The 15,486-nt window shown below is 68.8% G+C and carries 15 protein-coding genes; 3 read left to right on the forward strand and 12 right to left on the reverse strand.

Going from position 1 to position 15,486, the window contains the following annotated elements:
• Window positions 1-353 precede the first annotated feature (353 nt).
• On the reverse strand, window positions 354-821 hold the full coding sequence (locus tag BM066_RS17535; protein WP_089929718.1) for an Lrp/AsnC family transcriptional regulator: 468 nt from the start codon (window positions 819-821) through the stop codon (window positions 354-356).
• Window positions 822-942: 121 nt separating this feature from the next.
• On the opposite strand from BM066_RS17535, the gene BM066_RS17540 reads away from it, so the two are divergent.
• Complete coding sequence (locus BM066_RS17540; RefSeq protein ID WP_089929763.1) at window positions 943-1,200, forward strand: DUF6356 family protein; 258 nt, start codon at window positions 943-945, stop codon at window positions 1,198-1,200.
• Window positions 1,201-1,547: 347 nt separating this feature from the next.
• Window positions 1,548-2,966, forward strand: a complete 1,419-nt coding sequence (locus tag BM066_RS17550; protein ID WP_089929720.1) for an amino acid permease — start codon at window positions 1,548-1,550, stop codon at window positions 2,964-2,966.
• A 7-nt stretch (window positions 2,967-2,973) separates the two neighbouring features.
• On the opposite strand, the gene BM066_RS17555 is transcribed toward BM066_RS17550, so the two are convergent.
• Window positions 2,974-3,654, reverse strand: a complete 681-nt coding sequence (locus tag BM066_RS17555; RefSeq protein WP_089929721.1) for a phytanoyl-CoA dioxygenase family protein — start codon at window positions 3,652-3,654, stop codon at window positions 2,974-2,976.
• Between the two features lie 163 nt (window positions 3,655-3,817).
• On the opposite strand from BM066_RS17555, the gene BM066_RS17560 reads away from it, so the two are divergent.
• Entirely contained in the window at window positions 3,818-4,966 is a 1,149-nt protein-coding gene (locus tag BM066_RS17560) for an acyl-CoA dehydrogenase family protein (protein WP_089929722.1), read from the forward strand.
• 103 nt (window positions 4,967-5,069) lie between these two features.
• On the opposite strand, the gene BM066_RS17565 is transcribed toward BM066_RS17560, so the two are convergent.
• The 10 genes from BM066_RS17565 to BM066_RS17610 all read right to left on the reverse strand — a co-directional run bounded on the left by BM066_RS17565 (window position 5,070) and on the right by BM066_RS17610 (window position 15,448).
• Entirely contained in the window at window positions 5,070-8,084 is a 3,015-nt protein-coding gene (locus tag BM066_RS17565; protein WP_089929723.1) for a TonB-dependent receptor, read from the reverse strand.
• 279 nt (window positions 8,085-8,363) lie between these two features.
• Complete coding sequence (locus tag BM066_RS17570; RefSeq protein ID WP_089929724.1) at window positions 8,364-8,834, reverse strand: chemotaxis protein CheE; 471 nt, start codon at window positions 8,832-8,834, stop codon at window positions 8,364-8,366.
• Entirely contained in the window at window positions 8,831-9,415 is a 585-nt protein-coding gene (locus tag BM066_RS17575) for a response regulator (protein ID WP_089929725.1), read from the reverse strand. The genes BM066_RS17570 and BM066_RS17575 overlap by 4 nt, the downstream gene beginning before the upstream one ends.
• Before the next feature lie 3 nt (window positions 9,416-9,418).
• The gene (locus BM066_RS17580) at window positions 9,419-9,808 is read right to left on the reverse strand and encodes a chemotaxis protein CheU (protein ID WP_089929726.1); all 390 of its coding nucleotides are present in this window, start codon (window positions 9,806-9,808) and stop codon (window positions 9,419-9,421) included.
• A gap of 5 nt (window positions 9,809-9,813) precedes the next feature.
• Window positions 9,814-10,383: a chemotaxis protein CheD gene (locus BM066_RS17585; RefSeq protein ID WP_089929727.1), complete on the reverse strand. Its 570-nt coding sequence runs from the start codon at window positions 10,381-10,383 to the stop codon at window positions 9,814-9,816.
• Window positions 10,380-10,769, reverse strand: coding sequence for a response regulator (locus BM066_RS17590; protein ID WP_019847929.1), 390 nt, complete (start codon window positions 10,767-10,769; stop codon window positions 10,380-10,382). The genes BM066_RS17585 and BM066_RS17590 overlap by 4 nt, the downstream gene beginning before the upstream one ends.
• 4 nt (window positions 10,770-10,773) lie before the next feature.
• Entirely contained in the window at window positions 10,774-11,802 is a 1,029-nt protein-coding gene (locus BM066_RS17595) for a protein-glutamate methylesterase/protein-glutamine glutaminase (protein ID WP_089929728.1), read from the reverse strand.
• Window positions 11,802-12,686 carry a CheR family methyltransferase gene (locus BM066_RS17600; protein ID WP_089929729.1) on the reverse strand — a complete coding sequence of 295 codons (885 nt, stop codon included), beginning with the start codon at window positions 12,684-12,686 and terminating at the stop codon, window positions 11,802-11,804. The genes BM066_RS17595 and BM066_RS17600 overlap by 1 nt, the downstream gene beginning before the upstream one ends.
• On the reverse strand, window positions 12,687-13,154 hold the full coding sequence (locus BM066_RS17605) for a chemotaxis protein CheW (RefSeq protein WP_089929730.1): 468 nt from the start codon (window positions 13,152-13,154) through the stop codon (window positions 12,687-12,689).
• Window positions 13,155-13,159: 5 nt separating this feature from the next.
• Window positions 13,160-15,448 (reverse strand): chemotaxis protein CheA, encoded by a 2,289-nt coding sequence (locus tag BM066_RS17610; protein WP_089929731.1) that lies wholly within the window; start codon window positions 15,446-15,448, stop codon window positions 13,160-13,162.
• Window positions 15,449-15,486 lie beyond the last annotated feature (38 nt).

Consider the following 15,486-nt stretch of genomic DNA (forward strand, 5'->3'; position numbering starts at 1 on the left):
AACGTCGACCGGGATGAAACAGGCCCTCAGTCGACGTCCCTTGAGAAGAACGGTTCGGCGGAGCGGTCAGGTCTAGCCGAAACGCACACACAACACCCACGGTCATCCGGGCTCGGCCCGGACCGCTCCGCGCCTCCCCAGCCACTCGTCGCGAAAGCCCGAGGTCGAAAAGCCGTGTCTGTGACGCCACGCCCGCGAACACCTGCCCCCACCTAGCGGCTTCGCCGCCTGTCCGCCCCCACAGGGGGCGGAGCGCTCTTCCCCCTCTGGGGCAAGACGACCGCGAAGCGGTCCGTAGGGGGCAAGTGTTCACCGCGCCGAACGAGCCAGAAAGCGTCCCGTCCATGACCGGCTCACCCCGTGGCGATCGGCAGGGCCGTGGTGAACTTGATCTGCTCCATGGCGAAGCTCGACGACACGTCGGTCAGCGGGGCGGTGGCGATCAGGCGGCGGTAGAAGCGGTCATAGGCGGCGATGTCGCGGACCACGACCTTGAGCAGATAGTCGACGTCGCCGCTCATCCGGTAGAACTCGACCACCTCGGGCAGGGCCTTGGCCCCGGCCGCGAAGGTCGCCAGCCACTCCTCGTCGTGGCGGCCGGTCTTGACGGCCACGAACACGGTCAGGGGCAGGTCCAGGGCCTCGCGGTCGATCAGGGCGACGCGGGCGGTGATCACGCCGCCGTCCTGCAGCCGCTTGACCCGCTTCCAGCACGGGGTTTGGGACAGCCCCACCCGTTCGGCCAGCTCGGCGATGGGGACGGTGGCGTCCTGCTGCAGGATGGCCAGCAGGCGGCGGTCGATCTGGTCCAGCGAAATCATTCTCTGTGCAGCCGTATCTGGAGAACTGAATTCTCCATACCTGCCATGAGGCCCCGACTGAGACCATGTCATTTTCGCGAAACGTGGCATCATGGAATCGCACGCCGCCACGGGGATCGCCATGCTCGACCTGTTCACCCGCCATCCCCGTTCGGTCGGCGAGACCTATGGCCAGCACATGGCCGTGGCCTGGAGCTTCGCCGTCCCGATGCTGCTGGGCGGCCTGGCCTGCTTCGTCCACGGGATCTTCCCGTTCCTGTTCGAGACCACCGGCAGCCGCTGCGTGAAGCTGCTCTACACCCGGATCGCCAACCGCGGCCGCAAGGCCCACCCGGACGCCCAGACGCCCAACTGGGCGGCCTTCGACGCGGTGATCTGAAGGGCTCCCTCCCTTCCGCAAGGCAATCGCATAGACCCAAAAGCGATTGTCATCCCGGACGAGCGCGCAGCGCGAAGATCCGGGACCGACGCGTGACCTCGGCGCTTGCGGCGATCCCGGATCCGCGCCCGGCTTTCGCCGGGCTTGTCCGGGATGACAGGTCTTCTTGCAGCAGATCCATGGATGACGCCCGCCATCCTGAAGGAGGGAGAAGGGCGACGTCTCACCCGTTCATGCAGTCCCGCTGCACGGGCTTGTCAGAATCCGTCGTCGGCGGAGCAAATTCTCCCCCTTGGCGGCGGCGGCGCGCTGGCCCATCGTCCCCGGCGACGAGTCGGGAGAAGAGCTTGAGCATCTGGAACCGCCGCAAGGCGATCGATACGGCCGGCGGCGACGCCGCCCACGCCCTGAAGAAGACCCTCAGCTGGTATCACCTGGTCGCCCTGGGCGTCGGGGCCATCGTCGGCACCGGCATCTACACCCTGACCGGGGTCGGGGCCGGGCTGGCGGGGCCGGGGGTGATGCTGTCGTTCCTGATCGCCGGGGCGGTCTGCGCCTGCGCGGCCCTGTGCTACGCCGAGCTGTCGACGATGATCCCGGCCTCGGGCAGCGCCTACACCTACAGCTACGTGGCCATGGGCGAGCCGGTGGCCTGGTTCGTCGGCTGGAGCCTGATCCTCGAATACACCCTGGTCTGCGCGGCCGTGGCGGTGGGCTGGTCGGCCCACGCCCAGGGTCTGTTCCGGATGGCCGGCTTCCCCGAGATCCTGCTGGCCGGCCCGCACGCCGGCGGCCTGGTCAACCTGCCGGCGGTGATCATCTCGTTCGCGGTGGCGGGGCTGCTGGCCCTGGGCACCAAGGAGAGCGCCACGGTCAACATGGTGCTGGTGGTGATCAAGATCACGGCCCTGGCGGTGTTCGTGGTGCTGTGCCTGCCGGCCTTCGACGCCAGCCACTTCACGCCGTTCATGCCGCAGGGCTTCGCCGCCACGGCCGGACCGGACGGGGTCAAGGTCGGGGTGATGGCCGCCGCCAGCCTGATCTTCTTCGCCTTCTACGGCTTCGACGCGGTCTCGACCGCCGCCGAGGAGACCAAGAACCCCAAGCGAGACCTGACCATCGGCATCGTCGGCTCGATGCTGGCCTGCACCTTGATCTACATGTTGGTGGCCGCCGTCGCCATCGGGGCCTCGCGGGCCGAGGTGTTCTCCAAGAGCGAGGCGCCGCTGGTCTTCATCCTGGAGAGCCTGAAGCATCCGAGGATGGCCCAGCTGGTGGCCCTGGCCGCGGTGGTCGCCCTGCCGACCGTGATCCTGGCCTTCATGTACGGCCAGAGCCGGATCTTCTTCGTGATGGCCCGCGACGGCCTGCTGCCGCCCGCCCTGTCGCGGGTGAACGCCAAGACCGGCACGCCGGTGCTGATGACCCTGCTGACCGGCGCCCTGTCGGCCCTGCTGTCGGGCCTGCTGTCGCTGAAGGACATCGCCGAGTTGGCCAACGCCGGCACCCTGGCGGCGTTCATCGCCGTGGGCCTGTCGGTGATCATCCTGCGGGTGCGCGACCCGAACCGGCCGCGGCTGTTCTCCACGCCGCTGTGGCAGGTCGTGGCCCCCGGCGCCATCCTGGGGTGCCTGTACCTGTTCTACAGCCTGCCGGCCAAGACCCAGCGCTACTTCCTGTACGCCCACCTGATCGGGGCGGCGGTGTATCTGCTGTACGGGGTGCGACGTAGCGTCCTGGCGCGGGCCGAGGCCGGAAAGGCGTAGGCGCCGCTTAAGGGACGAACGTCTCGCGGGTGTCCATGCGCACGTTGCGGATGGCGCGGCAGGCGTCCTCGCCCGCCCGGTCGCGCTCAAGCTTGAAGCTCAGCAGGAGCGAGCGCCGCCGCGCGCCGGAGCGGTTGCGGGTGGCGCCGTGCAGCAGGTCGGCGTCAAACACCAGGATGTCGCCGGCCTCGCCCGCCAGGACCATGGACGCGGCCTCGTCCGGTTCGCCGCCCGGTTCCTTGGCGTCGCGCGGGCGCGGAACCACGCGGGTGGCGCCGTTGTCCGGCCCGTAGGGGTCGAGGAAGACCAGGGCGACGGCGGCGTCCTGGCCCGCGCCGTCGCGGTGCAGGGGCTGGCGGCCGTCGTCCGGCAGGGGCTCGCGGCCCTCGACCTGGCAGAGGAAGAACGGGCCGCCCAGGATCCGTCCGGCCGCCGCCAGCAGGGGCGGCAGGCGGCAGGTCCGCTGCACCGTGGGATCCAGATCGACCAGGGCGTGGCGCCAGCCGGCCCCTCTGGGCGCGGCCCATTGATCCGGGGCGCCCACGCCGGCGTCGAAGGCGGTGCGCAGGGCGTCGCGCCAGGCCTCGGGCACGGCGCCGCGCAGCAGCAGATAGCCGTCGCGGTCCAGGGCGGCGGCCTGTCCCGCCTCCAGCGGCTCGACCTTGGTGGGCGTCAGGAGATCGCTCATGGCGCGAGCCTAGCGGTCACGGGTTCCTTTTGAAGCGGAAATGCACGCCGCGCCGCGGAAGGGTCTCCGAAACGTCCGGGGCCGATCCGCACTCGCCTCTTTCCTTCCGGCGCTCCGCCGCTACAGTTCGCTCAAAACAGATGTTTGAAGCGGAAGGAACGCCATGGCCCTGGACCTCGATACCCGCGAACAGCTGATCGACACGGTCCGGCGGTTCGTCGCCGAGCGGCTGCGCCCGATCGAGGCCAAGGTCGCCGAGGACGACGCGGTGCCCGCCGAGATCATCGAGGAAATGAAGGGGCTGGGCCTGTTCGGCCTGTCGATCCCGGAGGACTTCGGCGGCCTGGGCCTGAACATGGAGGAGGAATGCCTGGTCGGGATCGAGCTGGGCCGCGCCTCGCCGGCCTTCCGCTCGGTGTTCGGCACCAACGTCGGCATCGGCAGCCAGGGGCTGGTGATGTTCGGCACGGACGCTCAGAAGACCAAATGGCTGCCGGGCATCGCCTCGGGCGAGATCGTCACCTCGTTCGCCCTGACGGAGGCCGAGGCGGGGTCCGACAGCGCCGCGGTCCAGACCCGGGCCGCGCGGGACGGCGACGACTATGTGCTGAACGGCGCCAAGCGCTACATCACCAACGCCGGCAAGGCCTCGCTGTTCACGGTGATGGCCCGAACCGATCCCGAGGCCAAGGGTGGTTCGGGCGTTTCGGCCTTCCTGGTCCCGCGCGACCTGCCGGGCCTGGGCGTCAGCAAGCCCGAGAAGAAGATGGGTCAGCAGGGGGCCCACATCCACGACGTGACCTTCGACAATGTCCGCGTGCCGGCCTGGAACCGGCTGGGCGAGGAAGGCGAGGGCTTCAAGGTCGCCATGCAGGTGCTGGACCGCGGCCGGCTGCACATCGCCAGCGTCTGCGTGGGCGTGGCCGAGCGCCTGCTGGCCGACTGCGTGGCCTATGCTTCGGAGCGCAAGCAGTTCGGCCAGCCGATCGCCAGCTTCCAGCTGATCCAGGCGATGATCGCCGACAGCAAGACCGAGGCCCTGGCGGCCCGGGCGCTGGTGCTGGAGACCGCCCGCCAGCGCGACGCCGGCGCGGGCGTGACCCTGGAGGCGGCGGCCGCCAAGCTATTCGCGTCCGAGATGGTCGGCCGGGTGGCGGACCGGGCGGTGCAGATCTTCGGCGGGGCCGGCTATGTCGCCGACTACGGCATCGAGCGGCTGTATCGCGACGTGCGGATCTTCCGGATCTACGAGGGCACCAGCCAGATCCAGCAACTGGTCATCGCCCGCGAGACACTGAAGCGGGGCGGGTAGGGGCCCGCGAGCGGTCGAGGTCCTTCAACGCCTCGACCGCGCGGCAGGAAAAAAGGGCGCCGGTTTGCACCGGCGCCCTTCGTCGTCTGGAGCCTGGCTGGTCCTAGAACTTGTACTTCACGCCCAGATAGAACTGGCGGCCGAAGTGCACGTATTCTTCCGAGCTCATGCGGGTGGAGTCGTCGACCTTGCTGTCTTCCTGGTCGGTCAGGTTTATGGCTTCCAGGGTGACGGTGAACTTGCCCAGCTCGTAGCTGACCTGGCTGTCGAGGTTGAAGGTCTTTTCCTTGATCCGCACGTCGTTGTTGTTGGTCGCCGAGGGGGCGACCTGGATCAGGTAGGCGTCGCGGTACGAGCCCGAGATCCGCGCCTTGAACGGCCCGTTCTCATAATAGAGCGTGGCGTTGAAGGCGTCGGGCGACAGGTTGACCAGCGGCTGGGTGACCAGCACCGCCGGGGCGGTCTGCACCCGCGGCGTGCCGCCGAAGGTCGGCGACTTGATGATGTAGTCGATGTCGCTCTTGACGTGAGTGTAGTTGACGATCGCCCCGAACTTGTCGAACGGCGCCGGCAGGAAGGTGAACGGACGCTGGGCGCTCAGCTCGAACCCTCGCAGCTTGCCGCCCGGGCTGTTGATCTGAGTCGTGACGGTGAACGGGGTGGCGGTGGTGTTGCCGTTGCTCAGCAGGCTGCTGGGCAGCCCCGTCTCGGACCAGGGCATGACCTCGGCGGTCTGCTGGATGTAGGACTTGATGTCCTTCTGGAAGAAGCCCGCCGACAGCAGGGTTTCCTTGTCCGGATACCATTCGAAGCTGAGGTCCAGGTTGTTGGCCAGCATCGGATCGAGATCCGGATTGCCGCGCGTCAGGGTCTGGTTGCTCTGGCTCATGGCGGTGAAGCCGGGCGTCAGGTTCGGCAGCTGCGGACGCGTCATCACCTTGGCGGCGGCGAAGCGGATGAAGACGTTCTCCATCGGCTGGGCCGAGATGTTCAGGGCCGGCAGGGTGTTGGTGTATTCGCGATTCACGGTCTGGACCGCGTCGGTCGCCACCTGCTCGGAGAGGGCGCCGAACGGCGTGGGCGTCGAGACGACGGTGTTGCCGGCGTTGTAGTGGCCAGTCGCCGACTGCTCGGTCTTCACGTAGCGGACGCCGATATTGCCGCGCACCGGAATGTTGAAGATGTCGTAGTCGAAATCACCCTGGATGTAGAAGGCGGTGTCCTTCTCGGTGATCGCCCGCAGCGCCCCCAGCTGGTTGAGCACGCTCAGGCGGAAGTCGCCGTTGGCGTTGATGCAGTTGCAGTCGTAGCCGATGGTCTTCTTCAGCTTGTCCAGGTCGGGCGCGATCCACGAGGTCGGCACGCCGGACGGCAGGTCGAGGCCGCGGCCGAAGCCGGTGATCAGGCGCGAGACGTCGGCGACGGTGACGCCGGCCGGCAGCGGGAAGCCGGCTTCGGCCGTGAAGGTCGTGCCGGTGGCCGCCAGGTTGCGCGAGAACAGGCGCTTTTCCCACGAGGAGAAACCGTACTCCTTGTAGTCGCCGCCGTAGCGCAGCTTGAAGCCATCGAGGATCTCGTAGTCGACGTCGGCCCGGAAGGTCTTGAAGGTGTTGACCGCCTTGCTGGGACGCAGGCGCAGCAGTGACGCGTCGCCGTTGGCGTTGCTGGCGCTGTAGGCGAAGTTGGCCGGGTTGGTCGGGTCGAAGCCGTAGTTGAAGCTCGGCAGCTTGTCGTCGGCCGAGTAGTCGTAGCTGTAGCCGTCGCTGTTGTAGCGGTCGAACGAGAACGTCGTCTGGACCGGGTTGTCCTGGATCGACCGCGACTGGCCGTAGACCAGGTTCAGGTGGCCGGCGTCGCCGAACTTGGTGTCGTAGGTCAGGGTGAACTGGTTGAACTCGGTCTTCAGATCGTCGTGGCGATATTCGACCCGGGCGTCGACGTCGTCGAACGCGCCCTTGATCAGGTGGCCCTTGTCGTCGGCGGTGAAGTTGACGACGTCGGTCTGGGGCAGGCCCGCGCCGCTGCGGCTGAACGAAATGACTTCCAGATAGGTCTCGTCGCGGTTGTTGGTGAACTTGGCCAGCAGGCCGTCGAGGGTCAGGGTCGAGTTCTCGGTCGGCCGCCATTGCAGCGAGCCGGTCACGCCCAGGCGCTTCTGGTCGTATTGCAGGCGGCCGTAGCGCGGGATGCGCGGGTGCCACAGATTGTTGGCCGTGCCGGCCGCGGCGGCCGTGGTCGGCGTCGTGCCGCCGACCACCGTGCCGATCTGGGCGCAGGTCAGGGGCGGGCCGCTGACCGGATTGTAGGCCGCGCCGGTGCACGGGAACGCCGTCGCCGAGTTATTGGCCACGCTGGGGTTCTCCCAGCGGCCGGTCGAGGAGCCCTCTTCCAGGGTCTTGCGCTCGGCATAGGCCACCGAGATCAGGGCGCCGACCTCGCCGATGCCGGTGTCCCAGCGGTTGCTGGCCAGGAAGGTGAAGCGCGGGTCCTTCTTCCGCGACAGGTCGTTCCAGCCGATCTTGGCGCCCATGCTCATGGCCGGGCCGCTGAAGTCGAACGGACGCGAGGCCTGCAGGTCGATGATCGCGCCCAGCGAGCCTTCTTCATTGATGGCCGAGGTCGACTTGCGCACGGTGACGCTGTTGAACAGCTCCGAGGCGAAGATCGAGAAGTCGAACTGACGGCCGCGGTTGGCGCCGCCCGAACCGTCCTTGCCGCCGGTCGTGGCCAGGGCTTCCAGGCCGTTCAGGCGCACCACGGTGAAGTCGGGACCCAGGCCGCGCACGGTGATCGTGCGGCCTTCGCCGCCGTCGCGGTCGATCGACACGCCCGGCACACGCTGCAGCGACTCGGCCAGATTCAGGTCGGGGAAGTCGGCGATGTCTTGCGCCTTGATGACGTCGACGAGGTCGTTTTCACGACGCTTGATGTCCAGGGCGTTGGCCAGGCTGGCGCGGAAGCCGGTGACGACCACTTCCGCGACGGCGTTGTCTTCGGTGGCGGGCGCCGGCGTTTCCTGCGCGGCGGCGGCGCCGGCCAGGGCTAGCGCCGTCAGCATGGCGCCGCCGGACGCTCCGAGCTTCAGCGCACGGACGCGCTGCTTGGTGACCTGAGACATGGATCCTCCTCCCGTGACCACATTCTTTTTGAACGACGCTTTCGCATCGCCCGGCCGAAGAGTGCGTACGCGCTTCCTTCCTGCGCGGCCGTTCCTGGCCGTCTATTTTGACACCGGTGTCACATCCGCGCGGAGCGTGTCATGACACCGGTAGCAATGCCAGCGGTATCAAATGAAACCGTCGATCACAAGATGGCTGGAGCGCGGCGGATTATAGCGACGCGGCGATCGTGTCGTTTCGGCCACATTAAGGCCAAGCTTGTTTCGCCGACCCTTTCGTCAGGCGTCGTCGATCCGCCGCTGACTGACCTTGTTGAGCCCTTCGATCACCGCGCGTCGCTGGTCGGGATTGAGGTCGGTGGTGCGCAGCAGCCGCAGGGCGTTGACGTGCACGTCGACGGCGTCCCAGCGCCAGGCGCCGGCCTCGGCGCAGTTGTCGACCAGGGCGCAGAACGAGACCGCCGCCTGGTCCACGCACGAACCCGGCAGGAAGCCGGACACGTCGATGATGCGCAGGGCCAGGGTGTAGAGGTCCTGATAGGCCCCGGAGGCGCGGGTCGTCGCCGCCGACCGGCCGAACCGCGCCTCGATCTCGGCCAAGGCGGCGTCCAGCACCGCCAGGGATTCGGCGCGCAGCGGCTCCAGCGCCGCGTCGGCGGCCGCCAGGGCGTCCTTGGCCATCATGCCGCCGTTGGCCCGCACCAGCATCGACAGGCGGTTGGGCGCGCGGAATTTACGCATGACGCTCATGGTTTGACTTTCTCGGAGTCGGCGGACTCCAACGACTGGGCGCCCGGCGGCCGGAGCGCTTGCGGAGGATCCTCGCGACGCCGCCCCTTGGCGCCGGCCGGGGGACCGTCGTTTTTGAACCGGCGATCGGGTCCCAGGTAGGTCTCGCACTCGATGAACTGGCGATCTTCCTTGGCCGCCCACAGGATCCGCTCCAGCACGATCTTGGGGGTGATCGGCTTGGCGATCGTGAAGTTGGCGCCGGCGTCGCGCCCCTTGAATACCTGCGAAGGCGGCGTGTGGCCCGAAACCAGGATCACGGCCAGGTAGCGATTGGCTTCCAGGGCGCCGCGGCGCAGCCATTTGACCAGTTCGTAGCCGTCCACCCCGGCCATGTTGGTGGCGCTGATCACCAGGTCGAACGTGCGCTCGCGCAGCAGGGCCTGGGCCATCTTGGCGCTGTCGGCGCGGGTCAGCTTCCCTATGCCGAAGCCGAGCAGCACCTGGGACAGCAGGTTCAGCGACGGAACGCTGTCGTCGACGAGCAGGACCTCGACCTTTTCGAGATTGATGCGGGTCGAGGCGTGAAGCGGTTCGCGCATGGCCTAGAAGAAGTCGAGCTCGCCGGCCGTGGCGTCCCAGCCTTCGCCGTTCTCGGCGTCGCGCAGGCGCACCACAAGGTCGGCCAGGCCCAGGCCCTCGAGCAGCGGCTCGACGGCCATGCTCCACTCGCCCGAGGCGTGCTGGCCGATGCGGGCCAGGACGTCGGACAGGCCGTGCAGGCGCTGGGTCAGCTCGTCCAGGGCCTGCAGCCGCGACAGGTTCTCCAGGGCCGCGCCGCCGCTGGCTAGGTCGCCGGCGATGTGCTCGCAGTCCCGGCAGATCGCCGCCGCGGCCATCAGCTCCGCCGCCAGCCGGCGCGAAAGCTCGCCCACGGGCAGCTGCCCGGGGGAGGTCTCGTCGGCGTCGGTCAGGGCGAGCGGCTGGGCGGTCATGGGCGTCAGAACAGGTCCACGTCGCCGCTGGAGGCGGCGGGCATCGGGGCGGGCGCGGGGCGACGGACGTCCTGCGGGGCGTTGTCGACGGCGACCAGGCGCTGGCGGACCCGGCCGGACGCCGGCCAGAACTCGACGCGCCGGGCCGACAGGCCGCCGGTGCTGGACGAAACGATCGGGATGCCTTCGTCGCGCAGGAAGCGCTCGGCGAAGGCGGCGTTGCTGGCGCCGACGTCCGAAAGGCCGTCGAACAGCTTGCCGCCGCCGAAGATCTTGGCCTCGAGACGGTCGCGGCGGGCGCCCTTCTTCAAGAGGCCGTTGATCAGCAGCTCCATGGCGTAGGCGCCGTAGCGGACGGCGTCGCCGCCGTCCTTGCGGTCGCCGGAGTCGGGCAGCAGGAAGTGGTTCATGCCGCCGATGCCGGTGGTCGGATCGCGCAGGCAGGCGGCGATGCACGAGCCGAGCACCGTGGTCATCACCACGTTGGGGTCGGCCGACACGTGGCTCTCGCCCTGGGTGACGTGCACCTTGATCGCCGGACCCGCTTCGTCTGGATAGGGGTCTCGCCCGATCATGTCAGCTGGCCAAAGACCTGTTCGATCTTTTCCTTCAGGCCTTGGACGGTGAACGGCTTGACGCAGTAGTTGTTGACGCCGAACTGCACGGCGCGCTGGACCAGCTCGCGGTCGGCTCGGCCGGTCAGCATGACGAAGGCCGTCTGGCGGATCGGCGGATGCGAGCGCACCGCGCGCAACAGGGCCAGCCCGTCCATCTTCGGCATGTTGAAGTCCGAGATGACCAGGTTGGCCGGTTTGGCCAGCAGGTTCTTGAGGGCCTCCTCGCCGTCGGGGGCCTCGCGGATGTCCTTGAAGCCGATCTGCTGCAAGGCGTTGCGGATCAACGCCCGCATGGTCAGCTGGTCATCGACGACGAGAACGGAAATGGAGCTTGCTTGGGGCATGGGTTCATCGCCTCGCGGAGGCCAGATCGAGAAGGGTTTGGCCCATGGAGGACAGGGGGACCTGCTTCTCCACGGCGCCGAGTTCAAAGGCCGTGCGCGGCATGCCGTAGACGACGCAGCTCTGCTCGTCCTGGCCGATCGTCCGGGCCCCGGCCTTGCGCATGGCCAGCAGGCCCTGCGCGCCGTCGCGGCCCATGCCGGTCAGGATCGCGCCGACCGCCTTGTCGCCGACCGCCTGGGCCACCGAGTTGAACAGCACGTCGACCGAGGGCCGGTGGCCGCTGACGGGGTCGCCCTGGACCAGGCGGCAGCGCAGCCCGGCCGAGCGGACGACTTCCAGGTGGGTCGCCCCGCCCGGCGCGACATAGACCTTGCCCGGCTCCAGCAGGGCGCCGTCGACGGCTTCCTGCACCTTGGCGCCGCTGGCCCGGTCGAGACGGGCGGCGAAGCTGGCGGTGAAGGTGGCCGGCATGTGCTGGGTGATCACCGTCGGCGGGCCGGTCTCGGGGAACTGGCTGAGGATCGACAGCAAGGCTTCGACCCCGCCGGTCGACGAGCCGATCGCCACGATGTCGCCCGACGGCAGGTAGTTCAGGCGACGGGCGGTCGCCGGCGCGGCGTCGGCCTTGGTCCGCACCGAGGCGCGGGCGGCGGCCTTGACCTTGTCGGCCACCTCGGCCAGGGCCTCGGCGGTGCCGGTCGCGTTGGTGGGCTTGCCCACGCAGTCGACCGCGCCCAGCTCCAGCGCGCGCAGGGTCATCTCGGCCCCGGCCTGGGTCAGGCTGGAGACCATGACCACCGGCATCGGCCGCAGGCGCATGATCTTCTCGAGGAACTCGATGCCGTTCATGTTCGGCATCTCGATGTCGAGGGTGACGACGTCGGGATTCAGGGCCTTGATCATGCCCCGGGCCTCGAACGGGTCGCCGGCGGCGCCGACCACCTCGATCTCGGGGTCGCGGGTCAGGGCGGCCGTGATCAGGCCGCGCATGGTGGCGGAGTCGTCGACGACGAGAACGCGAATCCGGGCCATCAGCGACCTCCCATCTTGCGATAGGCGGTCAGGCCGGCGCTTTCAAAGGCCCTGACCGACGCGCCCACGCGCTCGGAGTGGCCGACATAGAGCTTGCCGCCTGGCGACACCAGCGGCGCGAAGCGCTGCCAGACCCGCTCCTGGGTAGGCTCGTCGAAATAGATCACCACGTTGCGACAGAAGATGGCGTCGAACGGCCCCTTCATCGGCCAGTGCGGGCCGTTCAGGTTCAACTCGCGGAACGCCACCATCTGGCGGGCGGCCTCGCAGACCCGGAAGCTGCGGCGATCGTCGGCGTCGCGCTCGAAATACTGGCTGCGCATGTTGGCGGGGATGCCCTCGAGGAGTTGCTCCTCGTAGACGGCCGTCCGGCCGGTGGCCAGCACGTTGGTGTCGATGTCGGTGCCCAGGATCCGGATGTCCAGATCGGCGGCGTTCGGCCACACCGACAGCACGGTGAAGGCCATCGAATACGGCTCCTGGCCCGACGAACAGGCCGCCGACCATAGGCGCAGGCGCCCGCCGGCCCGGACCTTGTCGGCCATGGGCTCCAGGATGCTGGCGCGCAGATCGTCGAAGTGGTGCGGCTCACGGAAGAATCGGGTGACGTTGGTCGTCAGGGCCCGGAGCATGTGCTGCTGCTCGTCGACATTGCCGTCCTGGGCGACGAACGCGCAGTACTCGGCGAAGGTCTTCAGGCCCAGGGTGCGCAGGCGCTTGGCCAGGCGCGAATAGACCAGAGTCGCCTTGCTGTCGGGCAGGCTGATGCCGGCCTGGTCGTACAGCAGGGCCGCGATCCGTTTGAAGTCGGCGCTCGTGAAGGCGAATTCGCCGTCGACGAGGGCCTCGCGGCGATCGGTGAAGGAGGTCGAGGGGGTGGTCATCTAGGCGGCCAGGGCCTCGCGCTCGGGGAGCAGGCGGTCCAGCGAGATCTCGCTGATCATCCGCCCTTCGATGGAAATGATCCCGCGCACGAAATGGCGGACGTTCTCGCAGGCGATGTCCGGGGTCGGCTGGCACATGTCGTCGGTGATCGACAGGATGTCGGACACCGCGTCGACCAGCAGGCCGACCGTGCGGTCGCCGGCCTGGACGACGATGAACACGCTGCGCACGTTCGGCTCGGTGGTCGGCATGCCGATGCGGGCGGCCAGGTCCATGATCGGCAGAACCGCGCCGCGCAGGTTGATCACGCCGCGCATGTAGGCGGGCGACTGCGGCAGGGTGGTGGCCGGGCTCCAGCCGCGGATTTCGCGGACGGCCATGATGTCCACGCAGTATTCCTGCTCGCCCACGCGGAACGAGATCAGTTCGCGGGTTTCGTTGCTGGACGTGATGGTCGGTTCGGTCATCGTGGCTATTCCGCGGCGATGAGGGTGGGATCGGACGGCGGCGGCGGGCCGCGGCGACGCAGGTTGATCACCGCGTCGACGTCGAGGATCAGCGCCACCCGGCCGTCGCCCAGGATGGTCGCGGCGGCGACCCCTTCGACCTGCTGGTAGTTCTGCTCGAGCGACTTGATCACCACCTGGCGCTGGCCGTGGATGGCGTCGGCCACCAGGGCGGCGCGCGAGCCGTCCTCGCCCTCGACCAGCAGCACCACGCCCTCGGTGGGCGGCGGCGAGCGGTCGCGGTAGTTCAGGGTCAGGCCCACGTCGATCAGCGGCACGAAGCTGTCGCGCACGGCCAGGACCGAGCCGACCGGGCCCAGGGGCCGGATTTCCTCGGCCTTGGGACGCAGGCTTTCGACGATGCAGGCCAGCGGGATGACCAGGGTCTCGCCGGCCACGTCGACCACCATGCCGTCCAGCACGGCCAGGGTCAGCGGCAGGCTCAGCGTGAAGGTCGAGCCCAGGCCCGGACGCGAGGTGATCGAGATGCGGCCGCCCAGGGCCTGCACCGAACGCTTGACCACGTCCATGCCGACGCCGCGGCCCGAGACGTCCGAGATCTTGTCCGCGGTCGAGAACCCGGGGAGGAAGATCAGGTTGTCGATCTCTTCGTCGGTCAGCGTCAGGTCCGGCGAGATCAGGCCCTTCTTGACCGCGATCGAGTGGACCCGCTCGCGGTTGATGCCCTTGCCGTCGTCCTGGACCTCGATGACGATCCGGCCGCTGCGGTGCAGGGCGGCCAGGCGCACGACGCCTTCGGGATTCTTGCCGGCCGCCTTGCGCTCCTCGGGGCTTTCCAGCCCGTGGTCGATGGCGTTGCGCAGCATGTGGGTGATCGGATCGGACAGGCGCTCGATGACCGTCTTGTCGACCTCGGTGTTCTCGCCGTCCATGACCAGGCGGGCCTGCTTGCCCGTCATGTTGGCGACTTCGCGGACCAGGCGCGGCATGCGCTGGAACACCGACTTCACCGGCTGGGCGCGGATGGCCATCACGCTGTCCTGGATCTCGCGGGTGAGCTGTTCCAGCTCATCCAGACCCATGGCCAGGTTCGAGGACGGGGCGATGCCGTATTCGCCGACCCGCTGGGCCAGCATGGCCTGGTTGATGACCAACTCGCCGACCAGGTCGATCAGGCGGTCGATGCGCTCGGGATCGACGCGGATCACCGACTGGCCCGGACCGGGGACGTCGATCTGGGCCGGCTTGGCGGCCGCGGGGGCCGGCGCGTTGGCGGCGACCGGCGGCGCGGCGGGCGCCGGGGCCGAAACGGGCATCGGAGCGGCCAGCGGCGCGGCCTCGGCCGCCGGGCCAACGGCGCTCACGGGCGGCGCTTCGGCGGGAATTTCGACCGCGACGGGGGCGGCTTCGGGCGCGGGCGCCGGGGCGGCGATGTCCAGCAGGCTGGCCAGCACGTCGGCCACCGGGGCCTCGCCGCGGGTGATCTCCAGGTCGCAGTCGCCGTCGACGAATTCGAAGACTTCGCGGATGGCCTCTTCGCCCTGCTCGGTCTCGACCCGGACGCTCCAGGTGACGTAGGCGGCTTCGGGATCGATGAATTCCAGGGCCGGCAGGGCGCTGTCGTCCAGGGTCGCCTGGATCGGACCCAGGCGGCTCAGCTCGCGCAGCAGCAGGGCGGTCTCGTTGGCCTTGCGGTACAGGTCCGACTTTGGACGGATCGACACCGTCCAGACATCGCCGTCGAGCACGGCCGCGTCGGCGGCCTGGGCGTCGAGAGTGATGGTCATCGGCTGGAAGTCGAAGCCCAGGTCGTCGTCGTCCATTCCGTCGTCAGCGCCGATGACGATCGGCGCGGCGTCGACGTACTGGGGCGCTTCCGCCACCGGCGCGGCGGCGGCCGGGGCGGCGTTGGGGTCGGTGGCGATCTTCAGCTCGGCGGCCATGGCGGCCGAGACGTCCATGTCGACGACGCCCAGACCGCGGGCGGCGCTGACGTGGTCGGCCAGCACGTCCGAGGCGCGCAGCAGCAGGGCCGTCAGGTCTGGCGTGCCGGGGATCTCGTTCGAGCGCAGGGCGTCCAGCAGGGTCTCGAACACGTGGGCGAAGCGCACCAGCGGCTCCAGGCCGAAGGCGCCGGCCCCGCCCTTGATCGAGTGCACGGCCCGGAAGACGGCGTTGACGGTGTCGCCGTCGTCATTGCCGTCCTGCATGGCCAGGAGCCCGCCTTCGAGATCCGCGAGCAGTTCCTCGCATTCCTGAAAGAAGGTGACCTTGATGGCCTCTAGCTCGTCCATTCCCCGACTTCCTACAAAGGTATTTCAGTACCTGAAGC

The organism is Caulobacter sp. UNC279MFTsu5.1 (assembly GCF_900114015.1).
Taxonomy (GTDB): domain Bacteria; phylum Pseudomonadota; class Alphaproteobacteria; order Caulobacterales; family Caulobacteraceae; genus Caulobacter.

Coding starts and splice junctions, on each gene's coding strand:
- BM066_RS17575 (WP_089929725.1), bottom strand. CDS start 9,415: ATGCGCGAACCGCTTCACGCCTCGACCCGCATCAATCTCGAAAAGGTC.
- BM066_RS17580 (WP_089929726.1), bottom strand. CDS start 9,808: ATGACCGCCCAGCCGCTCGCCCTGACCGACGCCGACGAGACCTCCCCC.
- BM066_RS17560 (WP_089929722.1), top strand. CDS start 3,818: ATGGCCCTGGACCTCGATACCCGCGAACAGCTGATCGACACGGTCCGG.
- BM066_RS17605 (WP_089929730.1), bottom strand. CDS start 13,154: ATGACCGAACCGACCATCACGTCCAGCAACGAAACCCGCGAACTGATC.
- BM066_RS17565 (WP_089929723.1), bottom strand. CDS start 8,084: ATGTCTCAGGTCACCAAGCAGCGCGTCCGTGCGCTGAAGCTCGGAGCG.
- BM066_RS17610 (WP_089929731.1), bottom strand. CDS start 15,448: ATGGACGAGCTAGAGGCCATCAAGGTCACCTTCTTTCAGGAATGCGAG.
- BM066_RS17600 (WP_089929729.1), bottom strand. CDS start 12,686: ATGACCACCCCCTCGACCTCCTTCACCGATCGCCGCGAGGCCCTCGTC.
- BM066_RS17540 (WP_089929763.1), top strand. CDS start 943: ATGCTCGACCTGTTCACCCGCCATCCCCGTTCGGTCGGCGAGACCTAT.
- BM066_RS17555 (WP_089929721.1), bottom strand. CDS start 3,654: ATGAGCGATCTCCTGACGCCCACCAAGGTCGAGCCGCTGGAGGCGGGA.
- BM066_RS17535 (WP_089929718.1), bottom strand. CDS start 821: ATGATTTCGCTGGACCAGATCGACCGCCGCCTGCTGGCCATCCTGCAG.
- BM066_RS17595 (WP_089929728.1), bottom strand. CDS start 11,802: ATGGCCCGGATTCGCGTTCTCGTCGTCGACGACTCCGCCACCATGCGC.
- BM066_RS17585 (WP_089929727.1), bottom strand. CDS start 10,383: ATGATCGGGCGAGACCCCTATCCAGACGAAGCGGGTCCGGCGATCAAG.
- BM066_RS17590 (WP_019847929.1), bottom strand. CDS start 10,769: ATGCCCCAAGCAAGCTCCATTTCCGTTCTCGTCGTCGATGACCAGCTG.
- BM066_RS17570 (WP_089929724.1), bottom strand. CDS start 8,834: ATGAGCGTCATGCGTAAATTCCGCGCGCCCAACCGCCTGTCGATGCTG.